This window comes from Lysobacter humi (ex Lee et al. 2017), assembly GCF_054781815.1.
The window spans coordinates 271,391-298,133 of the sequence record NZ_BAAGTR010000005.1 but is presented as its reverse complement, the minus strand read 5'-3'; the positions used below and the strand labels follow the sequence as shown (position 1 = coordinate 298,133).

Annotated in this window: 21 protein-coding genes; 13 read left to right on the top strand and 8 right to left on the bottom strand. The window is 69.2% G+C overall.

Going from position 1 to position 26,743, the window contains the following annotated elements:
* Positions 1-84 precede the first annotated feature (84 nt).
* The 5 genes from ACYVJJ_RS05030 to ACYVJJ_RS05010 are packed head-to-tail and all read left to right on the top strand — an operon-like array spanning position 85 to position 5,615.
* Positions 85-2,394, top strand: a complete 2,310-nt coding sequence (locus tag ACYVJJ_RS05030) for an NADP-dependent malic enzyme (protein WP_460831627.1) — start codon at positions 85-87, stop codon at positions 2,392-2,394.
* A complete protein-coding gene (locus tag ACYVJJ_RS05025; protein ID WP_460831625.1) occupies positions 2,391-3,110 on the top strand; it encodes a DapH/DapD/GlmU-related protein in 720 nt (239 codons plus the stop codon). Before ACYVJJ_RS05030 ends, ACYVJJ_RS05025 begins: the two co-directional genes overlap by 4 nt.
* Positions 3,107-3,526: a sugar 3,4-ketoisomerase gene (locus ACYVJJ_RS05020; RefSeq protein WP_460831624.1), complete on the top strand. Its 420-nt coding sequence runs from the start codon at positions 3,107-3,109 to the stop codon at positions 3,524-3,526. Before ACYVJJ_RS05025 ends, ACYVJJ_RS05020 begins: the two co-directional genes overlap by 4 nt.
* A complete protein-coding gene (locus tag ACYVJJ_RS05015; RefSeq protein WP_460831622.1) occupies positions 3,523-4,647 on the top strand; it encodes a DegT/DnrJ/EryC1/StrS family aminotransferase in 1,125 nt (374 codons plus the stop codon). Before ACYVJJ_RS05020 ends, ACYVJJ_RS05015 begins: the two co-directional genes overlap by 4 nt.
* Positions 4,644-5,615: a glycosyltransferase family 2 protein gene (locus ACYVJJ_RS05010; protein WP_460831621.1), complete on the top strand. Its 972-nt coding sequence runs from the start codon at positions 4,644-4,646 to the stop codon at positions 5,613-5,615. The genes ACYVJJ_RS05015 and ACYVJJ_RS05010 overlap by 4 nt, the downstream gene beginning before the upstream one ends.
* 111 nt (positions 5,616-5,726) lie before the next feature.
* Here the strand turns inward: ACYVJJ_RS05010 and ACYVJJ_RS05005 are convergent, their stop codons facing one another.
* The 4 genes from ACYVJJ_RS05005 to ACYVJJ_RS04990 form a co-directional block, all read right to left on the bottom strand.
* The gene (locus ACYVJJ_RS05005) at positions 5,727-5,912 is read right to left on the bottom strand and encodes a hypothetical protein (RefSeq protein WP_460831619.1); all 186 of its coding nucleotides are present in this window, start codon (positions 5,910-5,912) and stop codon (positions 5,727-5,729) included.
* Positions 5,913-6,098: 186 nt separating this feature from the next.
* Positions 6,099-7,193: a S41 family peptidase gene (locus tag ACYVJJ_RS05000; RefSeq protein WP_460831618.1), complete on the bottom strand. Its 1,095-nt coding sequence runs from the start codon at positions 7,191-7,193 to the stop codon at positions 6,099-6,101.
* Positions 7,194-7,241: 48 nt separating this feature from the next.
* Complete coding sequence (locus tag ACYVJJ_RS04995) at positions 7,242-8,810, bottom strand: M56 family metallopeptidase (protein ID WP_460831616.1); 1,569 nt, start codon at positions 8,808-8,810, stop codon at positions 7,242-7,244.
* Entirely contained in the window at positions 8,810-9,199 is a 390-nt protein-coding gene (locus tag ACYVJJ_RS04990) for a BlaI/MecI/CopY family transcriptional regulator (RefSeq protein ID WP_460831614.1), read from the bottom strand. The genes ACYVJJ_RS04995 and ACYVJJ_RS04990 overlap by 1 nt, the downstream gene beginning before the upstream one ends.
* A gap of 265 nt (positions 9,200-9,464) precedes the next feature.
* Here ACYVJJ_RS04990 and aceE point away from each other — a divergent pair, with 265 nt between their 5' ends.
* Positions 9,465-12,134, top strand: coding sequence for a pyruvate dehydrogenase (acetyl-transferring), homodimeric type (aceE, locus tag ACYVJJ_RS04985; RefSeq protein ID WP_460831784.1), 2,670 nt, complete (start codon positions 9,465-9,467; stop codon positions 12,132-12,134).
* 106 nt (positions 12,135-12,240) lie between these two features.
* On the top strand, positions 12,241-14,250 hold the full coding sequence (locus tag ACYVJJ_RS04980) for a DUF2075 domain-containing protein (RefSeq protein ID WP_460831612.1): 2,010 nt from the start codon (positions 12,241-12,243) through the stop codon (positions 14,248-14,250).
* A gap of 52 nt (positions 14,251-14,302) precedes the next feature.
* Here ACYVJJ_RS04980 and ACYVJJ_RS04975 read toward each other — a convergent pair whose 3' ends face one another.
* From ACYVJJ_RS04975 to ACYVJJ_RS04965, 3 genes are all read right to left on the bottom strand, one after another.
* Entirely contained in the window at positions 14,303-15,007 is a 705-nt protein-coding gene (locus ACYVJJ_RS04975) for a transposase (RefSeq protein ID WP_460831611.1), read from the bottom strand.
* A gap of 781 nt (positions 15,008-15,788) precedes the next feature.
* Positions 15,789-18,260 (bottom strand): hypothetical protein, encoded by a 2,472-nt coding sequence (locus ACYVJJ_RS04970; protein ID WP_460831609.1) that lies wholly within the window; start codon positions 18,258-18,260, stop codon positions 15,789-15,791.
* The gene (locus ACYVJJ_RS04965) at positions 18,257-18,595 is read right to left on the bottom strand and encodes a hypothetical protein (protein WP_460831608.1); all 339 of its coding nucleotides are present in this window, start codon (positions 18,593-18,595) and stop codon (positions 18,257-18,259) included. The genes ACYVJJ_RS04970 and ACYVJJ_RS04965 overlap by 4 nt, the downstream gene beginning before the upstream one ends.
* Positions 18,596-18,908: 313 nt before the next feature.
* On the opposite strand from ACYVJJ_RS04965, the gene ACYVJJ_RS04960 reads away from it, so the two are divergent.
* The 6 genes from ACYVJJ_RS04960 (at position 18,909) to ACYVJJ_RS04935 (ending at position 25,887) form a co-directional block, all read left to right on the top strand.
* On the top strand, positions 18,909-20,228 hold the full coding sequence (locus ACYVJJ_RS04960; RefSeq protein ID WP_460831607.1) for a M48 family metallopeptidase: 1,320 nt from the start codon (positions 18,909-18,911) through the stop codon (positions 20,226-20,228).
* A 242-nt stretch (positions 20,229-20,470) separates the two neighbouring features.
* Complete coding sequence (locus ACYVJJ_RS04955; RefSeq protein WP_460831605.1) at positions 20,471-21,463, top strand: LLM class flavin-dependent oxidoreductase; 993 nt, start codon at positions 20,471-20,473, stop codon at positions 21,461-21,463.
* A gap of 189 nt (positions 21,464-21,652) precedes the next feature.
* Complete coding sequence (locus ACYVJJ_RS04950) at positions 21,653-22,978, top strand: hypothetical protein (RefSeq protein ID WP_460831603.1); 1,326 nt, start codon at positions 21,653-21,655, stop codon at positions 22,976-22,978.
* Positions 22,979-23,202: 224 nt separating this feature from the next.
* Positions 23,203-23,934 (top strand): guanitoxin biosynthesis heme-dependent pre-guanitoxin N-hydroxylase GntA, encoded by a 732-nt coding sequence (gene gntA, locus ACYVJJ_RS04945; protein ID WP_460831601.1) that lies wholly within the window; start codon positions 23,203-23,205, stop codon positions 23,932-23,934.
* Positions 23,934-24,554 carry a DUF1989 domain-containing protein gene (locus tag ACYVJJ_RS04940; RefSeq protein ID WP_460831599.1) on the top strand — a complete coding sequence of 207 codons (621 nt, stop codon included), beginning with the start codon at positions 23,934-23,936 and terminating at the stop codon, positions 24,552-24,554. The genes gntA and ACYVJJ_RS04940 overlap by 1 nt, the downstream gene beginning before the upstream one ends.
* Before the next feature lie 241 nt (positions 24,555-24,795).
* Positions 24,796-25,887, top strand: a complete 1,092-nt coding sequence (locus ACYVJJ_RS04935) for a serine hydrolase domain-containing protein (protein WP_460831597.1) — start codon at positions 24,796-24,798, stop codon at positions 25,885-25,887.
* Between the two features lie 74 nt (positions 25,888-25,961).
* Here the strand turns inward: ACYVJJ_RS04935 and ACYVJJ_RS04930 are convergent, their stop codons facing one another.
* A complete protein-coding gene (locus tag ACYVJJ_RS04930) occupies positions 25,962-26,510 on the bottom strand; it encodes a DUF805 domain-containing protein (protein WP_460831595.1) in 549 nt (182 codons plus the stop codon).
* Positions 26,511-26,743 lie beyond the last annotated feature (233 nt).

Here is a 26,743-nt window from a genome sequence, read left to right as displayed (position 1 = left end):
CCGGCCCCCGGGGCCGCCGTTCCGCCACCGGGCCCCACCGGCCCCCGCGGGTAGAATCGGGGGCCCGTCCCGTCCCGCGATCCGATGACCCAGTCCAGTTCCGACGAACTCAAGCAGGCCGCGCTCGACTACCACCGCGCCGATCCGCCCGGAAAGATCCGGGTCGCGCCGACCAAGGCGCTGGTGACGCAGCGGGACCTCGCGCTGGCCTACTCGCCGGGCGTGGCCTACGCCTGCGAGGCGATCGTCGCGGACCCGAACGCCGCCTCCGAACTCACCGCGCGCGGCAACCTCGTTGCGGTGATCTCCAACGGCACCGCGGTGCTGGGCCTGGGCGACATCGGCCCGCTCGCCGGCAAGCCGGTGATGGAAGGCAAAGGCGTCCTGTTCCAGAAGTTCGCCGGAATCGACGTCTTCGACATCGAGGTCGACGAGCGCGATCCCGACAAGCTGGTCGACATCATCGCCAGCCTCGAGCCGACCTTCGGCGGCATCAACCTCGAGGACATCAAGGCCCCCGAGTGCTTCATCGTCGAGCGCAAGCTGCGCGAGCGGATGAACATCCCGGTCTTCCACGACGACCAGCACGGCACCGCGATCATCGTCGGCGCCGCAGTGCTCAATGCGCTGGAAGTCGTCGGCAAGAAGATCGAGGACGTGAAGCTCGCCACTGCCGGCGCCGGGGCCGCGGGCATCGCCTGCCTCGACATGCTGGTCGCGCTGGGCATGCGGGCGGAGAACATCCTCGCGGTCGACCGCGACGGCGTGCTCTACACCGGCCGCGAGAACCTCGACCCCGACAAGGCGCGCTACGCGCGCGACACCGACAAGCGCAGCCTCGCCGACATCTGCGTCGGTGCCGACATCTTCCTCGGCCTTTCGGCCGGCGGCGTGCTCAAGCCCGAGATGGTCGCGTCCATGGCCGAGCGCCCGATCATCCTCGCGCTCGCCAATCCGTACCCTGAGATCCTCCCCGAGGATGCAAAGGCCGTCCGCCCGGACTGCATCATCGCGACCGGCCGCTCGGACTATCCGAACCAGGTCAACAACGCGCTCTGCTTCCCCTACATCTTCCGCGGCGCGCTCGACGTGGGCGCGCGCGAGATCAACGAAGCGATGAAGCTCGCCTGCGTGCGCGCGATCGCGCAGCTCGCGCGCATGGAGGCCGGCGACCTCGCCAGCGCCTACGGCGGCGACATCCCGAAATTCGGTGCCGACTACCTGATCCCGCGCCCGTTCGACCCGCGCCTGCTGGTGATGCTCGCGCCGGCCGTGGCGCGCGCGGCGATGGACTCGGGCATGGCCACGCGCCCGATCCTCGACATGCGCGCCTACGAGGAGAAGCTCGGCCAGTTCATCTACCGCACGGGCCTGCTGATGAAGCCCGTCTACGACCGCGCGCGCAGCGACCTCAAGCGCGTGGTGTACGCCGAAGGCGAGGAAGAGACGGTTCTGCGCGCCGTGCAGACAGTGATCGACGAGGGCCTCGCCAAGCCGATCCTGATCGGCCGCCCGGACATCATCGGCAAGCGCATCGAGCGCCTCGGCCTGCGCATGCAGCCGGGCGTCGACTTCGAGCTGACCAACGTCAATTCCGACCCGCGCTTCGACGAGTACTGGCAGCAGTACCACGCGCTCACCGAGCGCCGCGGCGTCACGCCGGCCGCCGCCAAGAACCTGCTGCGCTCGCGCACCACGCTCATTGCCGCGTTGATGGTCGAGCGCGGCGAGGCCGACGCGATGATCTGCGGCATCGTCGGCCGATTCCACAAGAAGCTCGGCTACCTGCGCAGCGTCTTCAGCTTCGACCGAGGCGTGAGCGGAACGGCGGCGATGACCGCCGTCATCAACAACCTCGGCGCCTGGTTCTTCCTCGACACCCACGTGCAGGTCGACCCGTGCCCGGAACAGATCGCCGAGGCCACGCTGCAGGCGACCTACCGCCTCAAGTTGTTCGGCATCGAGCCCAAGGTCGCGCTGCTCTCGCACTCCAACTTCGGCAGCCACGACAACGCCTCCGCGCAGAAGATGCGCCGCACGCTCGAGATCCTGCGCGAGCGCGCGCCCAAGCTCGAGATCGAAGGCGAGATGCAGGCCGACACCGCCTGGGACGACGAGCTGCGTCACCGCATGTTCCCCAACTCGAAGCTCAAGGGCCGCGCGAACCTGTTCGTGATGCCGAACCTCGACGCGGCGAACATCGTCTACAACATGGTCCGCGTGATGACCGACGGCGTGGCGATCGGCCCGATCCTGATGGGCCTCGACAAGCCGGCGCACATCCTCACCCCGGCCTCGACGCCGCGTCGCGTGGTGAACATGACCGCGATCGCCGCCGTCGATGCGCAGATCCGCGCGGCGCGCGAGCCGGGGCGGCGCGGGAACGGCGCGTGAGCGGCATCCATCGGCTCGCGTTCTGCGAATCGGCCGAAGTCGGCGAGGGCAGCCGTATCGATGCGTTCGCGGTCGTGCGCGCGGGTGCGCGCCTCGGGCGCGGCGTGATCGTTCATCCGCATGTGGTGATCGAGGCGGGCGTCGTGATCGGAGACGGCGTGGAGATCTTCCCCGGCGCCGTGATCGGCAAGCCCGCGCGCGCGAGCGCGGCGATCTCGCGCGAGGTCGGCGCGGGTGGTGAAACACGCATCGGCGCGGGCAGCGTGATCGGCCCGCATGCGGTGATCTACTACGACGTGGTGCTCGGCGAGAACTGCCTCGTCGGCGATGCCGCCTCGATCCGCGAGGCCTGCCGCATCGGCGAGCGCGTGATCGTGGGCCGGCACGTCACGCTCAACTACGCGGTCACGCTCGGCGACGGCGTGAAGCTCATGGACCATGCGTGGCTGTGCGGCAACCAGACGGTGGGCGAGGGCGCCTTCGTCTCCGGCCATGTCGGCACAGCGAACGACAATGCGATGGGACGCGACGGCTATGTCGAAGGCGACATCCGCGGTCCGGAGATCGGCGCGCATGCGCGCATCGGGCTCGGCGCACTCCTGCTGCCGCGCGTGCGAATCGGCGCGGGCGCGACGGTCGCTGCCGGCGCGGTGGTAACGCGCGACGTCCCCGACGCCGCGACCGTACGCGGCATGCCCGCGAGGACGATCGAGTGAGCGAATCCTCGCGCTGGCGGCTGGTCGACCTGCCGAAGATCTCCGACCCGCGCGGCAACCTCACGTTCGTCGAAGGCGGCCGGCACGTGCCGTTCGACATCCAGCGCGTCTACTACCTCTACGACGTGCCTGGCGGCGCCGAGCGCGGCGGGCATGCGCACAAGCAGTTGCGCCAGCTGATCATCGCGATGGCCGGCAGCTTCGACGTCGTGCTCGACGACGGCCGACGCAAGGAGCGCGTGCACCTCAACCGCTCGTACTACGGCCTGCTCGTCGACACCATGGTCTGGCGCGAGCTCGACAATTTCTCCTCCGGATCGGTGTGCATGGTGCTCGCCTCGACCGTCTACGAGGAATCCGACTACTACCGCGATTACGGCGAGTTCATCGCCGCGCTGGACGGCCCGACCGCATGACTCGTGTTCCCTTCCTCGACCTCGCCGCGGCACGCAACGAGCTCGCCGCCGAGCTCGACGCCGCCGCCCTGCGCGTACTCGCCTCCGGCCATTACATCCTGGGCCCCGAGACCGAGGCCTTCGAGGCCGAGTTCGCCGCCTACTGCGGCGTGAAGCACGCGATCGGCGTCGGCAACGGGCTCGATGCGCTGGTGCTGATCCTGCGTGCGCTCGGCATCGGCGCGGGCGACGAGGTGATCGTGCCGGCGAACACCTTCATCGCGACCTGGCTCGCCGTGAGCCTCGCCGGCGCGCGCCCCGTCCCGGTCGAGCCCCGCGCCGACACTGCGAACATCGACCCCGGGCGCGTCGAGGCGGCGATCACGCCCCGGACGCGCGCGATCATGCCGGTGCACCTGTACGGCCAGTGCGCGGACATGGCGGCGCTCGCGGCGATCGCGCAGCGCCATGGGCTGCACGTCATCGAGGATGCCGCGCAGGCACAGGGCGCGACCTGGGCCGGCCGCCGCGCCGGCGGGCTCGGCGTCGCGGCGGGTTTCAGCTTCTACCCGGGCAAGAACCTCGGTGCGTTCGGCGACGCGGGCGCCGTCACCACTGACGACGCGTCACTCGCCGGGGCGGTCCGCCGGCTGCGCAACTACGGCTCCTCGCGAAAGTACGTGCACGAGGTCGCGGGTGTGAACTCGCGCCTGGACGAGATGCAGTCGGCGCTGCTGCGCGTGAAACTCGCACGGCTCGACGAGTGGAACGCCCGCCGCCGTGCGCGCGCAGCGTTCTACGATGCGGCGCTCGCCAGCCTCGGCCTCGTGCTGCCGACCGTCGCCGACGGCGCGGAGCCCGTGTGGCACCTCTACGTGGTGCAGGTACGCGACCGCGACGGGCTGCAGGCCTATCTGCGCGAGCGCGGCGTCGACACCCTGGTGCATTACCCGATTCCGGCATACCGCCAGGGCGCGTACGCGGACGCCGGCTACGACGTCGACGCCTTCCCCATCAGTGATCGCCTTCACGAGCAGGTGCTGAGCCTGCCGATGGGCCCGCACCTCACCGACGAGCAGGCGCAGGCCGTGGTCGACGCGCTGCGCGCCGCCGCCGATGCGGGACTGATCGCCGCCGCATGAGCGCGCCTCGCGTCACGATCGCGCTGATCGCCTACAAGGCGGCCGACACCGTCCGCGAGGCGATCGACGGCGCCCTTGCGCAGGACGTGCCTTGCGAGATCATCGTTTCGGACGATGCCTCGCCCGACGACACCTACGACGTCGCCTGCGCCCACGTCGCCGGCTACGACGGCCCGCATCGCGTGGTGGTGCGCCGCAACGAGGTCAACCAGGGCGTCACCGCGCATCTGAACACCCTGTTCGCAATGGCGAGCGGCGAGGTGGTCGTGATCATGGCGGGCGACGACATCAGCCGTCCGCAGCGCGTGCGTCGCCTACTCGAAGCCTTCGATGCCGATCCCGGCTGCTTCGTGATGGGCAGTGCCGTCGACGAGATCGGCCCGCAGCGCGAACCGCTCAAGCAGGGCGTGCAGGGCATGCCCGACCGCTTCGACCTGCACTACTTCGTGCGCGTCGGGCGGCTGGCCACGCTGCTCGGCGCCACGATGGCCTTCCGTCGCGAAGTCATCGACCGCTTCGGTCCGCTGCGCGGGCGCGCGGAGGACAACATCCTCACCCTACGCGGCGTGCTGCTGGGCCACGGGCGTTGCCTGCCCGACGTGCTCGTTGACTACCGCCAGCTGCCCGACAGCCTCGGCAACTGGCTGTTCGCGCGCGGCGATAAGGGCCCGGATGCGATGCGCCGCCGCTACGAGCGCACGATCGTGATGTACCGCGCGATCGCCGACGACCTCGAACATGCGCTCGGCGTGCTCACGGACCTGGAGCCGGGCCGCGCGAAGGAAGCACGCCTCATCGCGGAGATGTACCGCATCGAGGCCGATGCCCGGGAGGCGATCCTCGACCGGCCGCGTCGCGACTGGATCGGGCCGATCTGGCGCGGGCTCCGGCATCCGGGCATGCGCCGCAAGAGCGCCGAGCGCGCGATCAAGCTGCTGCTGCCGAAGCGGGTCTTCGGGCTGCGGTAAACGTGGTCGACCGGCGTTCGGCACGTTCGCGGCGATGCGGGCGAGGTGCGGGCAACCTCGATGGACGGCTGGAGCCGACGCCTGCTGCGGCCGCAGTCGGCCCTGCTGCCCTCAGCTGAAACGCAGGCGCTGCGTCCCGCCACCCGAGGTGTAACGCGTCGACGCCGCATAGCCGCTGCTGGAACCGTAGCCGATGCCGAAATCGCGCTCGCGGCGGAGCGGGCGCGCGTCGACGGGCAGTGGGCGGCTCGTCGGGCGCGGGATGGAAGTCGAGAAGAGGGAGGTCAGGGCGTTCATGGCGAGGTCCGGGGGCGTGGTGGGCTGGTGTGTTGGTAAAGTATAACACCGAGACGGCACCGCCAATGGCCCATAAGTCATGCCCGGGGCATCGCGCCGCACGCGCGGATCCGGCTGTCCACGGCAGGGACCCCTGACCCGGACCGGCTCGAGGGCGGGGCCGGGCGCCGGCCCCGCCGCCCGCCGTTAGCGCGGCGGCGTGTAGGTCGGCACGTCGACCACGCCCGACTCGACCTTTGCGAGCACCTCGCGCAGTTCCGCGGTCGCCGCCTCGTCCTTCGATGCCTTGATCAGCTCGCGCAGGATCGTCGCGTGCGCCACCTTCCGCGCGTCCGCCGCGGCCACCGCGATGTCGGGCTTGACGCCGACGTGCTCCCAGTTCGTCTTGGTGATCGGATTGATCGCGCGGCCGTTCGGGATGAAGGCCACGAACCCCTCCCCGAGGCTGTAGGGATCACCGGGATTGGCGCCGCCGCCGGTGGTCTCGCCGACGATCACGCCGCGCTTCTGCGTCTGCATGTCGTAGGCGAATTCCTCGCCGCCGGAGAAGGTGCGGGCCGATGTCAGCACGTAGACCGGCTTGGAATAGCGCAGCCGCACCGAGGGATCGGTCCAGTACTGGCGCGTGCTGTCGTCGGGGCGGGTGTAGATGTCGTTGAGGTGGCGGACGTCGCCGAGCGGGAAGAAGTGGCTCATCAGGTGGGCCACCGTGCTCGGCTCGCCACCGCCGTTGCGGCGCAGGTCGATGATCAGCGCGTCGGTGCCGGCGAGCACCGTCATCGCCGCGGTCAACGCCTCGCCGACGAGCTCGGTCGGCCCGAAGCCGCGCAGTTCGAGGTAGCCGACGTTGCCCGGCAGGCGCGCCAGGTTGTCGAGGCCATAGCCGTAGCGCGACACCGCGGCGCGTCCCTCCTCGACCTCCTCCAAGCTCGGCGGCTGGCGCGGGCCGCCCGGGCGCTGGCGGAATTCGGGATCGAAATTCACGTCGAAGTGGCCGTCGCGGCCAAGCTCGCGCATGTCCTTCGAGAGCGCCTCGGCGAAGGCGCGCGTGTCCTTCGCGCTCGCATATGCGCCGGCGGCCTCGCGCTTGCGCAGCTCGGCAGCGAGGTTGCGCGCGACGTCCGGGAACACGTAGTGCGACTGCAGCTGCGTATCGAGCGTCGCAATCACCGCCTGGCGCTGCGCGGCGGTGACGGGACGCGGATCCGGTGCACCGCGTGCATGCGCGGACAGCAGCGGGGCGAGGCACAGCACGAGCGGGAGCAAGCGGAGCAGGGACATGGCGGTTCCTTTGTCTACGAAAGAGTTAGTAGTTGCGGGCGAAAGAACTCACGGGCGACCGAGCAGGCGCACCTCCGGCGTGGACCATCGGCCGTCGACCATGTTGGCGTCGACCGCGACGCGCGCCGCGCCCTTGGGCCCGCGCAGCTGCATGCGGACGTCGGCCTCGCCATCGGGCCGCGCGCCGTCGCCGAACTCGATCGCACCGTGCACCTGCGCGTCGCGGACGACCTCGATCGGCGAGCCGATCGCGGCGACCACCTGCGGATCCGCAGCCACGCGCGCGACGAGCGACTGGAACAGCGCGCTGTCGACGATGCTCGGTGGTGCAGGCGGGGTGGGCGGTTCGCCCGGACGCAGCGGCTCGGGCGGCAGCGGCGGCTTGGGTGGCACGGGCGGCTTCGGCGGCACGCTCAGGCGCACGACCTCGGCGACCCAGCGACGCACCCCCGCATCGACCGGCCGCACTTCGCCGTCGACCTTGTACGTCTCGCTGCGCCGGCCCTGCGCATCGAGGCTCTCGCGGTAGTAGCGCTCGCCCCCCACGCCGCGCGCGGTGATCTCGCGGGTGTCGCCGGGGCCGAGCGGGCCGTCGGTGGTGGCTTGGATGCGGATGCCGCGGCCGGTGCCGGTCGCGCCGACCTGCAGGGCGAGCAGCGTGCCGACGCCGAGCACGACGCCCAGGGCGGCGACGGCCCCCCAGCGTCCGCGCGTGGGCGGGGAAGACAGCAATCGGGTGATGCGTTGCATGAGCGGGCCTCCTTGGGCGGCCAGGACGAGGCGGGGAACGGCATGCCGGTCGCGCTCGAGATGCACGAGTGCCTCGGCAAGTGCGATGGCGTCCCCACCCGCCGCCACCGCCAGGTCGTCGCAGGCGTGCTCGCGCTCGGCGCGGATGCGCCGGCCCAGCCACCATGCGGCGGGATGGAAGAACAGCAGCGCCTCGATCACGCACTGCAGCCCGTTCCACAGCCAGTCGAGCCGCGCGACGTGCGCGAGCTCGTGCGCGACGAGCGCCACGACCTGCTCGCGCGGCAGGCCCGTCACGAGCGAGAGCGGCAGCCACACCACCGGGCGCAGCAGGCGCGCGGTGAACGGCGCGAGCACCTCGGCCGAGACGCGCACCGCGACGTCGCGCGTGATGCCCATCGCCGCGCGCAGCGTCGCGAGGCGCGCGTCCCAGTCGGGCGGCAGCGGCTGCGCGGCGAGCCGGTCGAGCGCGCTCACGAAGCGCCAGCCGGCCAGGCGTTGCACGAGCATCAGCGCGACGCCGACCAGCCAGCCGAGCACCAGCAGCGCGGCGATCGGATTCGCTTCCTGGACGTAGGTGCCCGTCGCCGCGTCCAGCCGCGGCAGGCCGATCGCGGGGACGAAGCCCGTGCGCAGGCCCACCGCCGGCTGCGCCCAGAAGCGCAGCGCCGTCAGCATGGGCAGCGCCACCATCGCCACCAGCATCGCCATGCCGACCGCATGCCGCGCCGCCGCGCTCACGCGGGGCATCGCCGCGAACGCGAGCCACGCCACGCCGGCCAGCAGCGCGACCTGCCACAGCGAGTGCAGCAGCGCCGAGGCGAGCGCCGCGGGCAGGCCCAGCTGGAGGGCGGCGAGCGCGTCCATCAGCGGCCGCGCCTCTTCTTCGCCTCGGCGATCATCTTCGCGATCGCGTCGAGGTCCTCGGCGCTCGCCACGTCGTCGTCGATCGCGCGCTGCACGAGCGTGGCGGCTGAACCTGAAAATGCCTTGCGCATCAGGTCCTTCAGCAGCGAGCCCTGCACCACCGGCTCGGCGTACACCGCCACGTAGGTGTGGCTGCGCTCGCTCTCGTCGCGGCGCACCAGGCCCTTGTCGGCCATGATCGTGAGCATCTTCAGCACCGTCGTATAGGCGGTGTCCTTCGCCTTCGACAGCTCGCCGTGCACCTCGCGCACGGTCATCGCCTCGCGGCGCGACCACAGCACGCGCAGGATCGCCAGCTCGCCTTCGGTGGGGGTGGGGGATGCGGTCATCGGGGCCTCGGATCGGTCTACGGCCGTATTAGTACTACGGTCTTAGTAGATCGCCAACGGGCCGGAAGTCATGGGTCGCGACGTCAACACCGCGACCACCCGCCGCAGAGCCACCGGCCGTACGCCGCCGCATCGCCCGCATTCGTTTGCAGCGCGGAAGGCCGCCTGCGCGCCATTGCTAGAATCGACCCTTCCCCTGCACACACATCAGCGGCCAAGGGGCCGCAGACGCATGATCGGCAACCTCGCCCACGCCATCTCCGAAATGCTGCACGACGACCCGGATCCGTCCGAGAGTCGCGAGTGGCTGGAATCGATCTCCGCGGTCATCGACCGCGACGGCCCGCAGCGCGCCCACCAGCTGCTCGAGGGCATGGTCGAGGTCACGCGCCGCGCCGGCGCCCACCTGCCGTTCAATCCGACCACCGAATACATCAACACCATCCCGCCGCACCTCGAGGCCAAGAGCCCGGGGGACGCCGCGATGGAGTGGCGCATCCGCTCGATCCTGCGCTGGAACGCGATGGCGATGGTGGTGCGCGCCAACCGCAAGCCGGGCGACCTGGGCGGCCACATCTCGTCCTTCGCCTCGGCCGCCACGCTCTACGACGTCGGCTTCAACCACTTCTGGCGCGCTCCGAGCGAAGGGCACCCGGGCGACCTCATCGGCATCCAGGGCCACAGCTCGCCGGGCGTCTACGCCCGCAGCTTCCTCGAAGGCCGCCTGACCGAGGACCAGCTCGACCACTTCCGCATGGAAGTCGACGGCCGCGGCATCAGCTCCTATCCGCATCCGTGGCTGATGCCGGACTACTGGCAGTTCCCCACCGTCTCCATGGGCCTCGGCCCCATCGGCGCGATCTACCAGGCACGCAACTGGAAGTACCTCGAAGGCCGCGGCCTGATGCCCAAGTCCGACCGCAAGGTCTGGTGCTTCCTGGGCGACGGCGAGACCGACGAGCCCGAGAGCCTCGGCGCGATCTCGGTGGCGGGGCGCGAAGGCCTCGACAACCTCGTCTTCGTCGTCAACTGCAACCTGCAGCGCCTCGACGGCCCGGTGCGCGGCAACGGCAAGATCATCCAGGAGCTGGAAGGCCAGTTCCGCGGCGCCGGCTGGAACGTCATCAAGCTCGTCTGGGGCAGCTACTGGGATCCGCTGCTCGCGCGCGACACCACCGGCCGCCTGCGCCAGCTGATGATGGAGACCGTCGACGGCGAGTACCAGAACTGCAAGGCCTTCGGCGGCAAGTACACGCGCGAGAACTTCTTCGGCAAGTACGCCGAGACCGCGCAGCTCGTCGCGTCCATGAGTGATGACGACATCTGGCGCCTCAACCGCGGCGGCCACGATCCGCACAAGGTCTACGCCGCCTACGACCTCGCCACCAAGACCAAGGGCATGCCCACCGTCATCCTCGCCAAGACGGTGAAGGGCTACGGCATGGGCGCGGCGGGCGAGTCGCTCAATCCCACGCACCAGACCAAGAAGCTCGACGACGAGGCCGTGCGCGCCTACCGCGACCGCTTCCAGGTGCCGATCCCGGACAGCGCCTTCGCCGATGGCGCCGTGCCGTTCTACCACCCGGGCGAGAAGAGCCCGGAAGTCGAGTACATGCTCGAGCGCCGCCGCGCGCTAGGCGGCTTCCTGCCGCAGCGCCGCCGCAAGGCCACGCAGTCGCTCGAAGCGCCCAAGCTCGAAGCCTTCGACCGCCTGCTCAAGTCGTCGGGCGAGCGCGAGATCTCCACCACCATGTCGTTCGTGCAGGCGCTCAACATCATCCTGCGCGACAAGCAGGTGGGCCCGCGCTGCGTGCCGATCGTGGCCGATGAAGCGCGCACCTTCGGCATGGAAGGCCTTTTCCGCCAGCTCGGCATCTACGCGCCGCACGGCCAGAAGTACAAGCCGGTCGACCGCGACCAGCTCATGTACTACCGCGAGGACGCGGCCGGGCAGGTGCTGGAGGAAGGCATCACCGAGGCGGGCGCGTTCTCCAGCTGGATGGCCTCGGCCACCAGCTACTCCACGAACGACCTGCAGATGCTGCCGTTCTACATCTTCTATTCGATGTTTGGCTTCCAGCGCATCGGCGATTCCGCCTGGCAGGCCGCCGACATGCGCGCGCGTGGCTTCCTGCTCGGCGCCACCGCCGGCCGCACCACGCTCAACGGCGAAGGCCTGCAGCACGAGGACGGCCATTCGCACCTGCTCGCCGGCGCGATCCCCAACTGCCGCGCGTTTGATCCCACCTTCGGCTTCGAGGTCGCGGTGATCCTGCAGCACGGCATGCAGCGCATGCTCACCGAGCAGCGGGACGAGTACTACTACCTCACCCTGATGAACGAGAACTACGCCCATCCGGACATGCCGGAAGGCGCGGCCGACGGCATCATCAAGGGCATGTACCTGCTGCGGGGCGGCGCCAAGCCGAAGAAGGGCGAAGTGCGCGTGCAGCTGATGGGCTCGGGCACCATCCTGCGCGAAGTCATCGCCGCCGCCGAACTACTCGACAAGGACTTCGGCGTCACCGCCGACATCTGGTCCTGCCCCAGCTTCACCGAGCTCGCGCGTGACGGCGTGGACTGCGAGCGCTGGAACCGCCTGCACCCCGAGGACACCCAGCGCGTCCCGTACATCACCTCACTGCTGCAGGGCCGCCCCGGCCCGGCCATCGCCGCCACCGACTACGTGCGCGCCTTCGCCAACCAGGTCCGCGAGTACGTGCCGATGCGCTACACCGTGCTCGGCACCGACGGCTTCGGCCGCTCCGACACCCGCGCCAACCTGCGCCGGCACTTCGAGGTGGATCGGTTCCACATCGCGCACGCCGCCATCGCGGCGCTGGCGGCGGAGGGGAAGATGACGGGGAAGGATGTGGCGCGGGCGATCAAGCAGTATAGGTTGGATGTGGATAAGCCGAATCCGCTGAGCGTCTGACCAAGAAGCCCCGCTTAGGCGGGGCTTTTCTTTTGGGGGGGCGTGGGGCCAGCTCCGGACATCTATAGGCGGTGCGCCTCCGATATCCTGGAGACAAGGGGGCGCCATGACAGAGCAGCAACAGGGACCAACCCGCCGGCTTCGGCGGTACGGCTATGGCGCGACAATCGCGACGTTTCTCAATGACCCCACCAACGAGGTGGTCGGCCGCCTGACGAGAAGTGCCGCCTTCTCCGTTGAGCAGCCACAGGTGCTGGCCTGGGAGGTGTCCATCGAATCACTGCGGGGAGCGCTAGGTCGGCTAAAGCAGCCGGGTCATGTCTATCTGGAGTTCGACATTCCTCGCCTCGGGCGCCGTGTGGACGCGGTTGCCATCATCGGCCACGTTATTTTCGTCATCGAGTTCAAGGTAGGGGCCGCTGCCTTCCTGCGGGCAGACCTCGACCAGGTCGTGGACTACGCGCTCGACCTGAAGCATTTCCACGAGTCCAGTCATCACGCGCCCCTCGTTCCGATCCTGATCGCCACAGATGCGGCGACCGGCGAGCTGTGCATTGCGCCCGACCCCGCAGCCGACGGCCTGTTCTCGCCGGTCTGTTGTGCCGACGACGAGCTGGAGACCGTTCTGGCGCAAGCCCTCGTGTTCGCCGAGGGCCCGGCGATCGTTGCAGAGGCTTGGGTAGAGGGGCGCTACCGCCCCACGCCGACCATCGTTGAAGCTGCAATGGCGCTCTACGCCCGTCACTCGGTCACCGACATCTCCCGCAACGATGCGGCCAATCTTGGCGAGACCTCCGCCTACTTGAACGGCGTCATCGCCAAGGCGCGCTCTAGTGGTACAAAAGCCATCTGTCTGGTGACGGGAGTGCCGGGCGCCGGGAAGACCCTAGTAGGGCTCGACGTTGCCACCCACAGTACGGATGCGGCTCGTGAGCTACATGCGGTGTATCTGTCGGGCAACGACCCGCTCGTCCGCGTCTTACAGGAAGCCCTTGCACGGGACCGCGTGCGCCGCGAGAGCGACCTGCGGATCGGCAAGGCGCGCCGAGAAGTGAAGTCCTTCGTTCAAAACGTTCACCACTTTCGGGACGAGGCCCTCCGGTCGGCTGAGCCCCCGTATGACCATGTCGCCATTTTCGACGAGGCGCAGCGCGCGTGGGACGCGGAAATGACCGCCGACTTCATGAAGCGAAAGAAGGGACTGGCGGGATTCGATCAGTCCGAGCCGGAATTTCTGATCTCCTACCTGGATCGCCACCCAGACTCGGCAACGGTCATCTGTCTCGTGGGGACTGGGCAGGAGATCAATCGCGGTGAAGCAGGTATCAGTGAGTGGATGGCATCACTCAATCGGCGATTCCAGAATTGGAACGTGCACGTTTCCCCCGAGCTGGTTGCAAACTCGGGTGGCGCGGCAAAGGCGCTCGAAGCCATCGGCGCCCGCGGGCGCCTGCATGCTGCTCCGGCCCTGCATCTCAGGGCGTCGCTCCGGTCTTTTCGGTCAGAACGGCTGAGCGACTTCGTCAACCGCCTGATCGATCTTGATGTGGATGGCGCAAGGGCCCTAGCCCCTGAAGTCCTGGAGCGTTTCCCGATGTGCCTTACGCGGAATCTCTCGGATGCCAAGCGCTGGTTGCGACACCGTGCACGGGGCACCGAGCGATACGGCATGGTGGTCTCATCGCAGGCCCAGCGCCTGAAGCCGCACGCCATCGACGTACGCGTGAAAGTCGATCCAGTGCACTGGTTCCTCGCCGGCAAGGACGACACGAGATCCTCTTACTATCTCGAAGACGTGGCCACCGAGTTTCAGGTGCAAGGACTGGAACTGGATTGGACATGCGTCGTCTGGGATGGCGACCTTCGGGTGAATGACGGCAAGTGGGCTCATTTCAGCTTCAAGGGCGAGCGGTGGGAACGGATCAATAAGCGCGAGCGGCAGGCATACCTGGAGAACGCCTACCGCGTGCTCCTGACGCGGGCCCGTCAGGGCACCGTGCTGGTGGTGCCCGAAGGCGACCAACTCGATCCGACCCGTGCGCCATCCACCTACGACCCGATCTACGACCTTCTCCAGCGCGTGGGCCTTCGAGAGCTCTCTCCGTCAACGGCCTAGGCCGCGTCGCAGGCTTCCGCTCGTACTACCCGACACTACACATGCGTCAGGTTCATTTTTCCCGTAGGCCCACGGGCTTGGCAGGCCGGCCACGCGGCCTGACCTCGGTGGCGCGGCCCGTGAGTGCTTCGATCTCGCGCCGGAAGCGTTCGCGTCCCCAGGGCTCCTGCTGGCGGGTGTGGAGGGCGAGGTCGTTCGCCTCCTCGTCGGACACGCCGAGCCGGACCAGTTCACGGTAGGCGGTGCGGCGGCTGTCATCGTCCGGGCCGAGTTCCAGCCATGCGCGATGCGGACGGATGCGGGACTCGTGCTTTCCCTCTGCATTGCAGGCGTAGCTGCTCCAGGGATAGTCGGCAGGCTGCGTGACGATGGCCGCGCGCACGGGGTTGAGTTCGATGTAGCGATGGCAGGCGAGTACGTAGCGCTCGCTGTCGACGAGGGCCGACGTGAAGCGGCCTTCCCAGAGCGTCCCGGTGCGGCGGTAGCGGGCGTTGAAGCAGGCGACGTAGCGGCGGCCGATGGCCTGCATCATGCGGGAGACGCCGCCAAGCTCCGACGGTGTCACCAGCACATGCACGTGGTTGGTCATGAGCACGTAGGCGTGGACATCGCATGCGTGCTTGCGCGCCGCCTCGCCGAGCTCCTGGTGGTACTGCAGGTAGTCGTCGTCGTGGGCAAAGCAGGGCTGGCGATCGTTTCCGCGTTGCACCACGTGCTGCGGTATGCCCGGGAGGTCGAGGCGGGGAAGGCGGGCCATCCGTGGGCTCCGATGGGCGCTCCAGGATCGCCGGCACAGCTAGACAGCGCCGTCGGGTAAGCCACTCGCATGGTGTCGGAGAAACGAACCTGACCCCTTACTCGTAATGCGACGAGCGGAGCTGCAGGGCACGCGTGCGGGGCTAGGATCGACAATCAGAAGGAGAATCGCCATGCGACCGCTCAACCTCTATGCGCTTTCCATCGTCCTGTTCTCTACGGCCACGCTCGCGCGTGCCCATCCGCCTTCCTCGAGTGATGCGTCTCCAGCGCCCGCGGCGCGCGTGGCGCCGTGCCCGAGCCCTGCCGCATCGACGAAGGCCGGCGTAGAGGTGGCGCCCCATGGGACACGGGGGACGGGTGCCGACGGAGCGGTGCCGCCCCCGTCATCGAGTGCGGCGGGAATCTTTGCGGGTAGGAAGGGCTACGACAAATACAAGGAGATGGCGACCGAACGGACGGCAGCGAACCCTCAGCCCGCGCAGTCCGACCGCGGTTGTTCACCGCCTGCCTCGTGATGTGAGACATCGCGAGGGGGGCGCACGCCCCTGCGCCGGGATGTGTGCGGACCGGTCGACCTCGGGAGGAATGGTGTGCCTGCTGCCCGTCGCTCGCCGAAGTAGCGGGGTCAGGTTCACTCTGAAGCCCGCGCGAGTTGCAGGCCGACGCAGCCTGGGCTGAAGCGGACGGAGCAGTTACGCCGAGCTAACTGCCTCGTCGCTTCTCGACTAGGGCCTCTGTGCGGTCGCTCGGGCCATACGTTCCTCCAGCTGAGCGCGTCGTTACCTGACGTGTACGGCTCCCGCGCGCGCCTGCTCCTGGGTCTGCTGCACGGACTGCTGCTGGCTACGCTCCTGCGTGATCCGCTCGGCCTGCTCCAGGTTCTGCTGTGCCGGCTGTAGGGATGCGATGCGTCCGTCCACTCGGGCGTGGAAGATAGGCTCCTTGTCACCGTGCGGCGCGTACACCGCGAATGCGTTCTGCGCGCCATCGCGCCCTAGGCCGCCCACCACGCGATCCACGCGTCGCACCAACGGGTCGTCCGCCTGCGCGCGGTAGAGCGCTGCCGCGACATTGAGGCTCCGCTCATCGTCCCACTGGCCCGTGCCCCGTACCCAGGTGTGGATGCGGTCGAACGTCGCATGGTCGCCGTGGGCCGGGTCATTGGCGAGGCGCTGACGCGTGGCATGCGCGCCCGCGTCCTCCTCCGCGCGTGCGGGCGTCCCTCGGTTCGATGCAGGGCCGCTCGGGGATGCACGCTCCGGCAACGCGGGCGCCTGACCGGCGGAGCGCTCGGCATCGATGTGCGCACTGCCAACGGCGGTCGTCGCCGCCAGTCGATAGGTGCGGCCGTCCGGCTCCAGGCGCAGGCTCTCGATAGGGCTGTCGAGACCGACATGCCCGCCCGATGACGACACGCGGAGCGCCGTCGTGTCGGCACTCAGTCCGTGTGTTCGCCATGTCTCAGCGATCGCTGCAGCCCGCGAGTCGAGCTGGGCGGCGGAAAGCTCGAGTCCCGCGTTGCGATGGGCCCCGACGATCGTGTCACGCAGGCGCTCGTCGGCCGAGATGGCCGGTGCAACGGGCTGCTGCGTCGGGGCGGGCAGTCGGGAAGCGAGCAGCGTGCGCGTCGCGTCGAGCTCCTCGCGGAGGTTCCCGGTCGCCGTGCTGTCCATCAGCATGCCGTCGCTGACCCACTGCCCGTCCTGCCGGCGGACGTAGGTATCGCCGTTCGACGCGACGAGGCGATCGAGATCGGTGCGGGCCTGCCGCACGGCATCGGGCATCGGACCGAAACGCGCCCAGCCTTGCGCGGCATACGCGTCCTCGAAGCGTGCGGCGATGACGGGCGCGCTGTTCTCGGCGTTCTGGACGATGGTGCGCGCTGCGGCCTGGTCCAGCTGCGCTGCGCGTTCCGGCGTGGCCAGTTCGGTGCGTGTGGGTGCCAGGCCGCGCTCGGCATAGGCGAGCGTCACGGTGCGCTCCCATCCGCCATCAGCGGTACGTACCCACGGTGCGGGCACGACACTCGCCGTGTCCGAAGTGCCCGACGGCTGCCGGAACGGATCGCGTGGGACCGGCGGGCTGCCCAGGACAAGTTCCGCGGACCGGCGTGTGGCCTGCAAGTTGAGCTCGCTCTCAAGCAGGGGCGACGCACGCAGCGACTCGCGGCGTGCGTTGTCGATCCCGTCCTGCGTGCCGTCCACCGGTGCGCGACGTCGCCAACCGAGATCGCGTCGCTCGGGGTCGAGCGTCCACTCGTTCCCCTGCCGGTCGGTCTGGTTGTAGATCGACCGGTCGTCGATCCATGCCGCGACCTTGTCGCCGGCCACCGCGCCGGCAATACCGCCGACGGTCGCGGTGACCAACATGCCCGGTCCGGTCTCGACGCCCGCGACGGCGCCGGCCGCAACGCCGAGGCCTGCTCCTGCAAGACCGCCCACGGTGCGGCCGCCGAAATGGATGGCTTCGGATTCCGCTGCGGTGGCATTGCCACGGTCGAGGTGCCCGCGGATCCTGAAGCCGGTGTCCGCGGCGTCGAAGGCGGCCAATGCTGCGCCGGCGACGCCGAGTGCCGTGCCGGGTCGCAGCCGCGCGCCATGGACCGAGGGTGGATCGAGGGCTCGGGAAATCGACGAGGCTGGTAACGCGAGGCGATACGACTGCCCGGGCGCCAGACGATTGTCGATCGTTCCCACCAGCTCCGGTGCTCGAAACTGACCTCGATCGGGCACCAGTGCTTGGATACCTTGGCCGCTCCGGCGGACCAGGCCACCGAGTTCCTGCGTCGGTGCCACTTCGCTGATGAAGACCTCTGCGCGCGATTTGGCCTGCATGGCATACGCGTCATAGGTCGGCGCCTCGCTCGCGATCGGGAGCGCCAAGCGTTCGTTGAATGGTTGCCCGGAACTCGCGAGGCGCTCCATCTCGCTCTGCGTGATGAAGAACGGCGAGTAGGGCGAAACCGACGATCCCTTCGGAACGAGCTTGATCAGCGGCTCATCGACGATGTGCAGCGTCGGAACATCCTTCCCCGACATCACCTGCTGCACTGCTCGGCGAAGGATCTCCTCGTTCGAAGCCAGCGCATCCGCCCTTCGCAGATGGCTGAGGTACTTCTCGCCGATTTCCGTCTCCAGAAATTCAAGCGCGCGTGGCTTCGATACGCCCTGTGGCTCGAACGTGGACACCGCCGCAATTTCCGTCGCGTGACGAATACGCAGCTGCTCCGGCGTCAGTTCCTCGCCGCTCACGGCTGATCGCCCCGTCCAAGCCGCGCGAGCTTCGCGAGCAGCCGCTTTTCCTGGTCGGACCATCCACCCTGCAATGCGGTGGATAGATCTCCATAGGCCTGCTCGACATTGGGATCCCGAAGTTCGCGGAACGTGCCTTCGGCGAGATGCCAACCCCCGGGAATGTCCCCAGCGTCCAGCGGCTGCAGAATGAGGCCCGCCCTCGCATCCCGCAGAAGTGGGCGAAGTACGTCGAGGAGCGCCTGCACCGACGCGACGTCGGCATATTGGGCGGCGACCCATTCGAAGCGGTCTGCAGCAGACCGAAGCTGCTCCTGGTCGATCGATTGATTCATTGCACCCTCGTTCCATGTGGGGGATACGCAGTCTACTTCGGCGGTTATCAGCTGGGTCGGGCGGATATCCCGGCAGGCGAAGCAGGGGCGGTCGAAGCTGGGTACGGGTAGATGCGCCAGAGCAGGGGTCGGTGTCGAAGTTCGTAAGAGTCCCACGAACAGGGTTGTGTCCATCTACAAGACTCCGAGTCCGCGCTCACCTGCAGGTTTCTGTACGAACGCGCGCGCAGCCGCCCACGATGGCTCGGCGTAAGGAACGGTTGACGCCACGGCCGCTTCAGCTAGAGTCGCCCCGCCAAACGGGGGAAACGGAATGTCCAAGACGACGGCCAGCATGATGCTCGTGGGTGCGCTGCTGCTAGGAGGCATGGCGACGGGGCACGCGGGGGACGCGATGTCCACGGTCGCCGCGGCGTCGGGGAGCTTCGACGTGCAGGCGGCGAGCGAGGCCTACATGGCCCAGATTCCCGCCGCCAAGCGCGCCAGCTCCGATGCCTACTTCGAGGGCGGTTACTGGTTGCTGCTGTGGAACGTGCTGATCGCGGTCGGTGTCGCCTGGCTGCTACTCGGCACGCGGCTTTCGGCGCGCATGCGTGATTTCGCCGAGCGGCGCACGCGCTTCAGGTGGCTGCAGACGGTCCTCTACGCGATGCAGTACTTCGTGCTGACCGCGCTTCTCACGGCGCCGTGGGCCTACTACGAGGGCTTCGTGCGCGAGCACCAGTACGGGCTGTCCACGCAGGACGTGGCCGGCTGGGTCAGCGACCAGGTGACGTCGCTGCTGGTGACGGTGGTGCTCGGCAGCCTGCTGCTCGCAGTGATCTATGCCGTGATCCGGCGCTTCCCGCGCGCGTGGTGGCTGTGGGGCGCGGGCGTCTCGGTGGCGTTCGTGGTGTTCCTGGGCACGATCGCGCCGGTGTTCCTCGCGCCGCTGTTCAACACCTACAAGCCGCTCGACGACTCGCCGCTGAAGACGGAGATCCTCTCGATGGCGAAGACCCACGGGATCCCGGCGGAGAACGTGTACTGGTTCGACGCATCGCGCCAGAGCAACCGCATCAGCGCGAACGTCAGCGGCATGTTCGGCACGACGCGCATCAGCCTCAACGACAACCTGCTGGAGCGCACGTCGCCGGAGACGGTCAAGGCCGTGCTCGGACACGAGATGGGGCACTACGTGCTGAGCCACATGTATACGCAGGTGGCGTTCCTCGCGGTGATGCTGTTCCTCGGCTTCGCCTTCGTGCGCTGGGCGTTCGGCCGCGTGCTCGCGCGATTCGGCGAGCGCTGGTCGGTGCACGGCATCGGCGACGTCGCCGGCCTGCCGCTGGTCATCGCCTTGTTCTCGGTCTTCAGCTTCGCCGTCACGCCGATCGACAACACCATGACGCGCATCGCCGAGGAGCAGGCGGACGCCTTCGGACTCGACGCCGCGCGCGAGCCCGACGGCTTCGCGCAGGCCGCCGTGCTGCTCGCCGAATACCGCAAGATGCGGCCGGGTCCGGTGGAGGAAGCGCTGTTCCATGACCATCCAAGCGGGTGGAACCGGATCTATCGCTCGATGGAGTGGAAGGCACGCCACCCGGAGGCCACGGCGGCCAGCGACGCTGCGCAGACCGCGACAAGTCCCTGAAGCGAGGGCGCACCCATATGACGTCTTCCACCGGCGGCGTCTCCAATGCGGGAGACGCCGCCGCGTGGCATTAATCGACACAAGGGGCATTGCGCTGTTTCCGCGAGGAAGCGATCAGCTCGGCTTTCGGCTGCCGCCTGCACGATCCAGCGCACCTCGCTCGAACGGTCCGATCCACTGCCGTTGACCCGCGCCTTCTTCCGCGCGTGGACACTGTCCGCAGTTCACCCCGTCGAGCGCCCATGATCCCCCTCTCCGTCCTCGACCTCGCCCCCGTGGGGGAGGGTCGCGACGTCGCCCAGGCCTTCGCGCACATGCGCGACCTGGCGCGTCATGCCGAGTGGCTCGGCTACCGCCGCTACTGGCTCGCCGAGCACCACAACATGCCGGGGATCGCGAGCGCGGCCACCGCGGTGCTGATCGGGCACGTGGCGGGCGCGACGTCGACGATCCGCGTCGGCTCCGGCGGCGTGATGCTGCCGAACCATGCACCGCTGCAGGTCGCCGAGCAGTTCGGCACGCTCGCCACCCTGTACCCGGGCCGCATCGACCTCGGCCTGGGGCGCGCGCCGGGCACGGACATGGCGGCCACGCGCGCGCTGCGCCGCTACTACGCGGGCGCGGACGAGTTCCCGGCCGACGTCGCCGAGCTGCTGGGCTACTTCGAGGAGGTCGAGCCGGGGCAGGCCGTGCAGGCGGTGCCGGGCAGCGGCGTGGTGGTCGAGCCGTGGATCCTCGGATCGAGCCTGTTCGGCGCGCAGCTCGCCGCACGGCTCGGCCTGCGCTACGCCTTCGCCTCGCACTTCGCCCCCGCCGCGCTCGAGGACGCGCTGCACGTCTACCGCACGCGCTTCGAGCCCTCGCGCACGCTGGCGTCGCCGCACGTGATGCTGGCGATCAACATCGTCTGCGCCGATACAGATGACGAGGCACGCCGCCTGTTCACCACGCAGCAGCAGGCCTTCATCAACCTGCGCCGCGGCCGCCCCGGCCTCGTACCCCCGCCGCTGGCCTCGGCGGACGCCCTCGACACCTTCTGCAGCCCGATGGAGAAGGCAGGCATCGACCAGGCGCTGGCGTGCTCGGCCGTCGGCTCGCCGGCCACGGTCGCCGCGTGGGTGGCGAAGTTCGTCGAGCGCCATCGGCCGGATGAGCTGATCGTGACCGCGAACATCCACGATCCCGACGCGCGGCTGCGGTCGTATGCGTTGGCGATGGAGGCGTTGTGGGGTTGAGGTGGCGAACGCGATGGCTGAGCGTGTGCAACGTTGTGGGGTACGTCGTCCCGAAGGGCCTTCCGCTGAAGCTCGCTGACCGTTGCGGATAAAAAGGTCGTCGGGGTGCAGCCCTTGCACGCCGCGTCGTCCAACCCCCTTCGGGACAGATAGGCGTTGTAATGCTCGTCGACCTCTCGTGAGCGCCCCATGTATCGACATGCGCTGAAGCTGCTCGCCCTGTTGTGCATTGCGCTTGCGACGCCGGCGCGTGCGGACAGCTGGCTGCCTCCCTCCGAGCGGACATACACCTCGCCGGGCGGCCTCTACCGACTGACCGTCGTCCCGCGGCCGCTCGCAGGCGCGCTGCCGTATTTCGCCGACAAGGTGGGCGGACGGGAGCCCGCAGGGAAACCCTCGGGATCGACGCAGCGGCATCCGGTCGGCCGGCTCGAATGGTCCACCGCGCGCGGTTGGTCGACGGTATGGCAGGGCCCTCTGGTGAACGACGTGGCCCCCGTGGAGGCGGTGGTGTCGGACGGCGGTCGCTTCGCGACGTTCGACAACTGGCACAGCCTGGGATATGGGGACGATGCCGTGGTCGTGTACGACCGCACGGGAAAGCCGGTTCGCCGCGTCGGCCTGGACGCTCTCCTGCCGGCCGCATGGATCGCGTCCCTGCCGCGCACCGTCAGTTCGATGCACTGGCGCCAGGATGTGGTGGTCGAGGATGGCGTCGTCGTGATCCAGATCTTGGCCCCGGGGCAGTCCCTCATGGCGGATGAACCGCCGACCGTCGACCTGCGGTTGGGACTCGACGATGGCCTGCCACTCGCGGTGCAGTCCACCGCATGGCGTGACGCACTCGCGAAGGCGGCGAAGCTCGACGATGCCCGGCGTCATTACTGGGCGGCGTTGCGTGAGATGCGGGCGCGCCTGCTCGTGGCCCCCGCAGAGCCCGGACACGCAAAGTGGCGAACCTACATGGAGGAGCTGCGCGAACGGCTCAACCTGCGGGCGGGGCGCTTGCATGCCGGGGTGGTCCTGCCCGTCGAAGGCGAGGGGCATTACCCGGACAGCGCGGATGGCGTTGCCGACCTGCTGGAATCAGCGCCCGAAGAAGAGAACTACGGTGTCACCGGCCTGCTGCTGGTATCGCCCAATCCGCGTAGGCTGGTGGATGTAGTCGCGGCGCAGTTGGCTGCAATGGATGCGGGCGCATTGAGCGGTGTTCACCTGACAGTGGTCGTGCCGGTGGCGGATGCGGCGCGCCTCGACGATGCGGCGAAGCGCTCGGGTCTGCGGCTGACCGTGCTCGACCCGGCCGCGCCGGTCGCGGGCGTGGCCATGCCTGCCGCCATGCCGCAGGACTTCATTGCCGAGCCGGACCGCCCGATGCCCGAGACCCGATCGATCGACGCGCCGTCGGCCGACCGGCGGCCGTTCGACCGCGGGACACTGGCGATGGCGCTGGCCGGGGTATTCGCACTGCCGGTCCTTGGGATCGCATTCGTGCGTCACGGGGCATCACGTTGAGCTGGACCAGCATGCGAATGCGCTTCGTCCACCAGGGTCGGGCTTCCAAAAGCCCATCGGCGAGATTGTGGGCGTCGCGGATGAAGCAAAAGTACCGGCTGACGAGGCTGGGCCCCATCCAATGACCACACTGTCCCCACATCCATGAACGACTACGCGAGGCGTGCACGCCGTCATGCCGCGCCGGTGGCGACGCTTCGCACATCGAACTCACGGCCGCTTTCATGGATCTATCGCCGCTTACTTATGAATCCACGGCCGACACCGGCCTGGGCTTCGTGGCCGACTCGCTGTCGACGCGCTTCCTCGCCCATGTCGAGCACGCCGCGTTCCCGTGCGTCGGCGCCAAGGCGGCCCTGGCGCGCGGTGCCATCCGCTCGCTCGAGCTGGCTTCGCTCGACTGCCCGCATTCGGCCGTGCGACTGCTGGACGAGTTGCATGACTTCGGCGCCTTCATCGATGCGCAGGATCCGTCGGACACCACGGTGTATTCGCTCGTCGCGCTGTTCCAGGCGCCGCGTCATCTCGACGAGCTGCAGTTCGAGCGGCGACTGTGGGCGTTGCTGCAGCGCCTGCACGATGCCGACCATGCGCGCGGCACGCCGTGGGCGGAGGATGTCGGCCGCGATCCGGACGATGCACGCTTCAGCCTGAGCCTGGGCGGGCATCCGTTCTTCGTGATCGGCCTGCACCCGGGGGCGTCGCGCATGGCGCGTCGCTTCGAGGCACCGGCGCTGGTCTTCAATTCGCACCGCCAGTTCGACCGGCTGCGTGCCGACGGACGCTACGCGAAGATGCAGGCCGCCACACGCCAGCGCGACCTCGCGCTGCAGGGCAGCCTCAATCCGAACCTGGCCGACTTCGGAACCGCGCCCGAAACGCGCCAGTACAGCGGCCGCGCCGTCGAGGCCGACTGGCGTTGCCCCTTCCATGCGCGCAGCGGGAAGCCGCACTGATGACCGAGACGCATCGCATTCCGCCCTGTTCCGCGCATGCGGTCGAGCTCGAGGCCGGCGACGAGCTCGTGGTGATCGATCCCGAAGGCCAGCAGGTGAGCGACCTCACGGCCTTCAACCGCGACGACCTGCGCGAATACCTGTCATCGGGCCGCTCGATCGACTATGCCTCGCGCATGTTCCTCACCACGGGCGACGTGCTGTATTCCAACCGCAGCCGTCCGATGTTCGACATCGTGGAAGACACCTGCGGCCGGCACGACTTCACGCTCACGCCGTGCTCGAAGGAAACGTTCTCGATCATCTACGGCGAGACCGAAGCCCGTCCGGGCTGCGAGGGCAACCTCGTGGCCGCGCTGGCCCCCTGGGACATCGGCGTGGACCGCATCCCGATCGCCTTCAACGTCTTCATGCATGTCGACGTCGACGCGCAGAGTGGCGTGATCCGCGTGCTGCCACCGCGCAGCGGCCCGGGCGACCTCATCCGCCTGCGCGCGCGCATGCCGCTGGTGGTGGGCATGACAGCGTGCTCGGCCGGGCAGTCGAACAACTTCCGCTACAAGCCGATCGATTACCGCGTGATCCGGCGCACGGAGCCCGGCGCCCGGCACGACGCCTGACAGCCGGGCCGCGACCGATAACGCGGGGCGGAGCCGTGCGTGGCCCGGCACTCGTCGGGTTGCAAGTGGTGCGCGCTTCTTCAGGGCGCCAGCTCGACCGCATCCTCCGGGGCTGGGGCCGGGGTGCTCGCAGCATTTCGCGTAACCTCCTTCGGTGGCAGTCGCCGAATCGCGCCACGTCGTGCGGGAATCGCGCGCGATGTCGTGGCAGCGCTGCATCCGGACCGAAGGAGCGCTCTGCATGAAGGTTTATGTCGCCGCCCTCGCTGCATGCCTGTCGATCGGTTGCTCCACGGTGCGAGACGCAGCTCCCGTGGCGGAAGCGTCGGCCGAAGTCGTCGCTGCGCTGGAGGCGCGTGCCCGCCGTGCAGGCTTCGACGGCGTACTGCTCGTCGACACCGGCGCCGGGCGCCCGACGATCCTCCCGATTGGGGACGAGCCGGTTGCTCCCGACGCGGTCTGGCGCTGGGCGTCGATCACCAAGCAGCTCGCGGCGGTGATCGCGATGCAGGAGGTCGAGCGTGGGCGCCTGGACCTCGACGCGCCCGTCAGCCGTTACTGGCCGGACTGGCGCGCACCACATGCGTCGCGCATCCGCATCCGCGACCTGCTCGCCCACAACAGCGGCCTGCCGCAGCCGGACGCGAGCCCGGCCGATGATGACGGCGTGCGAGCGTTCTACCGCGCTGCCGCGAAGCCGCCCGCCGAGAGTGCGGCGGGCTTCTGTGCGGGTCCGCCGCGCGCCGTCCCGCCGGCGGGGTTCGACTACAACAATTGCGACACGATCGTGCTGGCCGAGGTGCTGGCGCGCATCACCGGCATGCCGTTCGATGCGCTGCTGCGTGCGCGCATCACCGGGCCACTCGGGATGGAAAGCGTCGGCCTGTTCGCACCGGGCGCGCGAACGCCCCATGTGCAGCCGATCGGCGAGGCCCGGGAGGTCGACGCGCTGATCGACCTGGGGGTGAACGGCGCCTCGGCCGGCGCCTACGGCACGGTCGAGGACCTGTGGCGATTCGACCGTGCCCTCCTCGACGGCCGCTTGCTTTCGCCGGCATCACGCAAGGCGATGTGGACCACGCGCCGTGCGAATGGCTTCCTCGACTTCTTCCAGTGGACGTACCCCGCGCCGCTGGCCGGGTGCGCGGGCCCCGTGCGGATCGTCGAGCGACAGGGGCTGGTGGGCGGGATCGAGAACCGCAACTGGCTGCTGCCGGACTCGGGGCGGATCCTGATCCTGCTCAGCCGCAAGCGCCCGACCAACTTGGGCGACCCGTGGGAGGGCAAGGGTTTCGCCTTCGACCTGCTCTCGACCGTCGCGTGCGGCACGTAGCGCGAACGGCTCCCGAGGCGGCGCCGCCGGCCGGGTCGGGTCGCCGCGGACGGCGACCGCCCTGTGCGATCGGGTCAGCCCGCGCGCGCCGCCACGGCGACATCGGCGCGGCTCGGGAACGTGAGCAGGTAGAGCAGCACCAGGATCCCCGCCACCGGGGCGAGGCTGATCAGTTGCCACCATGGGCTGAAGCCGGCGTCGCGCAGGCGGCGCGTGCAGGCGGCGACCCACGGGACGAGCACCACAAGTGAGGCGAGTTGCAGCGGCAGCGGTCCGGCGCTCTGCGCGAGGACCTGGCCGAGGGCCACCACCATCGCCACGGCGAGCGCGAACCACCAGAAGTCCGGGCGCGGCGTGACGCCGGCGAAGTCGAGGCCGCGCAGCACGCCCTCGCGCATGGCTTCGAGCGCGGGCGGGCGCGGCACTGTCCCGCGCGCCAGCAGGCTGTCTGCCGGGACCTCGAACACGGCGGCCAGTGCGCGCAGGGATTCCATCGACACCCTCGCGCCCGCCTCGAGCCGTTGCACGGTGCGCAGGTTCAACCCGCTCAGCTGGGCCAGCTGCTCCTGCGACCACTGTCGCGCCGTGCGCAGCTCACGCAGGCGGTTGCTGTCGATGTTCATTCGCGCGTCCTCCGCACGGCTGTTCCGGGCTCCGCATCATGCGCCGCGCCCGCGGCGAGCGCCCCGGCACGGACCCGACACCGGGACGACACGCTTGCGCCACGGGCCGGCGCACCCGGGCAAAGCTGGCGCGCCGGTCGATGCGAAGCGTCAGGGTGGCGCGCCGTCAGTGCGTGCTACCGCCACCACCTGCTCGGGCGGACAGGTGATCCGCTGGCGGCGCGGAGCGTGCG

Excerpts from the sequence above, each read along its gene's own strand:
- ACYVJJ_RS05030 (WP_460831627.1), top strand. The coding sequence starts at position 85 with ATGACCCAGTCCAGTTCCGACGAACTCAAGCAGGCCGCGCTCGACTAC.
- ACYVJJ_RS05015 (WP_460831622.1), top strand. The coding sequence starts at position 3,523 with ATGACTCGTGTTCCCTTCCTCGACCTCGCCGCGGCACGCAACGAGCTC.
- ACYVJJ_RS05010 (WP_460831621.1), top strand. The coding sequence starts at position 4,644 with ATGAGCGCGCCTCGCGTCACGATCGCGCTGATCGCCTACAAGGCGGCC.
- ACYVJJ_RS05005 (WP_460831619.1), bottom strand. The coding sequence starts at position 5,912 with ATGAACGCCCTGACCTCCCTCTTCTCGACTTCCATCCCGCGCCCGACG.
- ACYVJJ_RS05000 (WP_460831618.1), bottom strand. The coding sequence starts at position 7,193 with ATGTCCCTGCTCCGCTTGCTCCCGCTCGTGCTGTGCCTCGCCCCGCTG.
- ACYVJJ_RS04995 (WP_460831616.1), bottom strand. The coding sequence starts at position 8,810 with ATGGACGCGCTCGCCGCCCTCCAGCTGGGCCTGCCCGCGGCGCTCGCC.
- ACYVJJ_RS04990 (WP_460831614.1), bottom strand. The coding sequence starts at position 9,199 with ATGACCGCATCCCCCACCCCCACCGAAGGCGAGCTGGCGATCCTGCGC.
- aceE (WP_460831784.1), top strand. The coding sequence starts at position 9,465 with ATGCTGCACGACGACCCGGATCCGTCCGAGAGTCGCGAGTGGCTGGAA.
- ACYVJJ_RS04980 (WP_460831612.1), top strand. The coding sequence starts at position 12,241 with ATGACAGAGCAGCAACAGGGACCAACCCGCCGGCTTCGGCGGTACGGC.
- ACYVJJ_RS04975 (WP_460831611.1), bottom strand. The coding sequence starts at position 15,007 with ATGGCCCGCCTTCCCCGCCTCGACCTCCCGGGCATACCGCAGCACGTG.
- ACYVJJ_RS04965 (WP_460831608.1), bottom strand. The coding sequence starts at position 18,595 with ATGAATCAATCGATCGACCAGGAGCAGCTTCGGTCTGCTGCAGACCGC.
- ACYVJJ_RS04960 (WP_460831607.1), top strand. The coding sequence starts at position 18,909 with ATGTCCAAGACGACGGCCAGCATGATGCTCGTGGGTGCGCTGCTGCTA.
- ACYVJJ_RS04955 (WP_460831605.1), top strand. The coding sequence starts at position 20,471 with ATGATCCCCCTCTCCGTCCTCGACCTCGCCCCCGTGGGGGAGGGTCGC.
- ACYVJJ_RS04950 (WP_460831603.1), top strand. The coding sequence starts at position 21,653 with ATGTATCGACATGCGCTGAAGCTGCTCGCCCTGTTGTGCATTGCGCTT.
- gntA (WP_460831601.1), top strand. The coding sequence starts at position 23,203 with ATGGATCTATCGCCGCTTACTTATGAATCCACGGCCGACACCGGCCTG.
- ACYVJJ_RS04940 (WP_460831599.1), top strand. The coding sequence starts at position 23,934 with ATGACCGAGACGCATCGCATTCCGCCCTGTTCCGCGCATGCGGTCGAG.
- ACYVJJ_RS04935 (WP_460831597.1), top strand. The coding sequence starts at position 24,796 with ATGAAGGTTTATGTCGCCGCCCTCGCTGCATGCCTGTCGATCGGTTGC.
- ACYVJJ_RS04930 (WP_460831595.1), bottom strand. The coding sequence starts at position 26,510 with ATGAACATCGACAGCAACCGCCTGCGTGAGCTGCGCACGGCGCGACAG.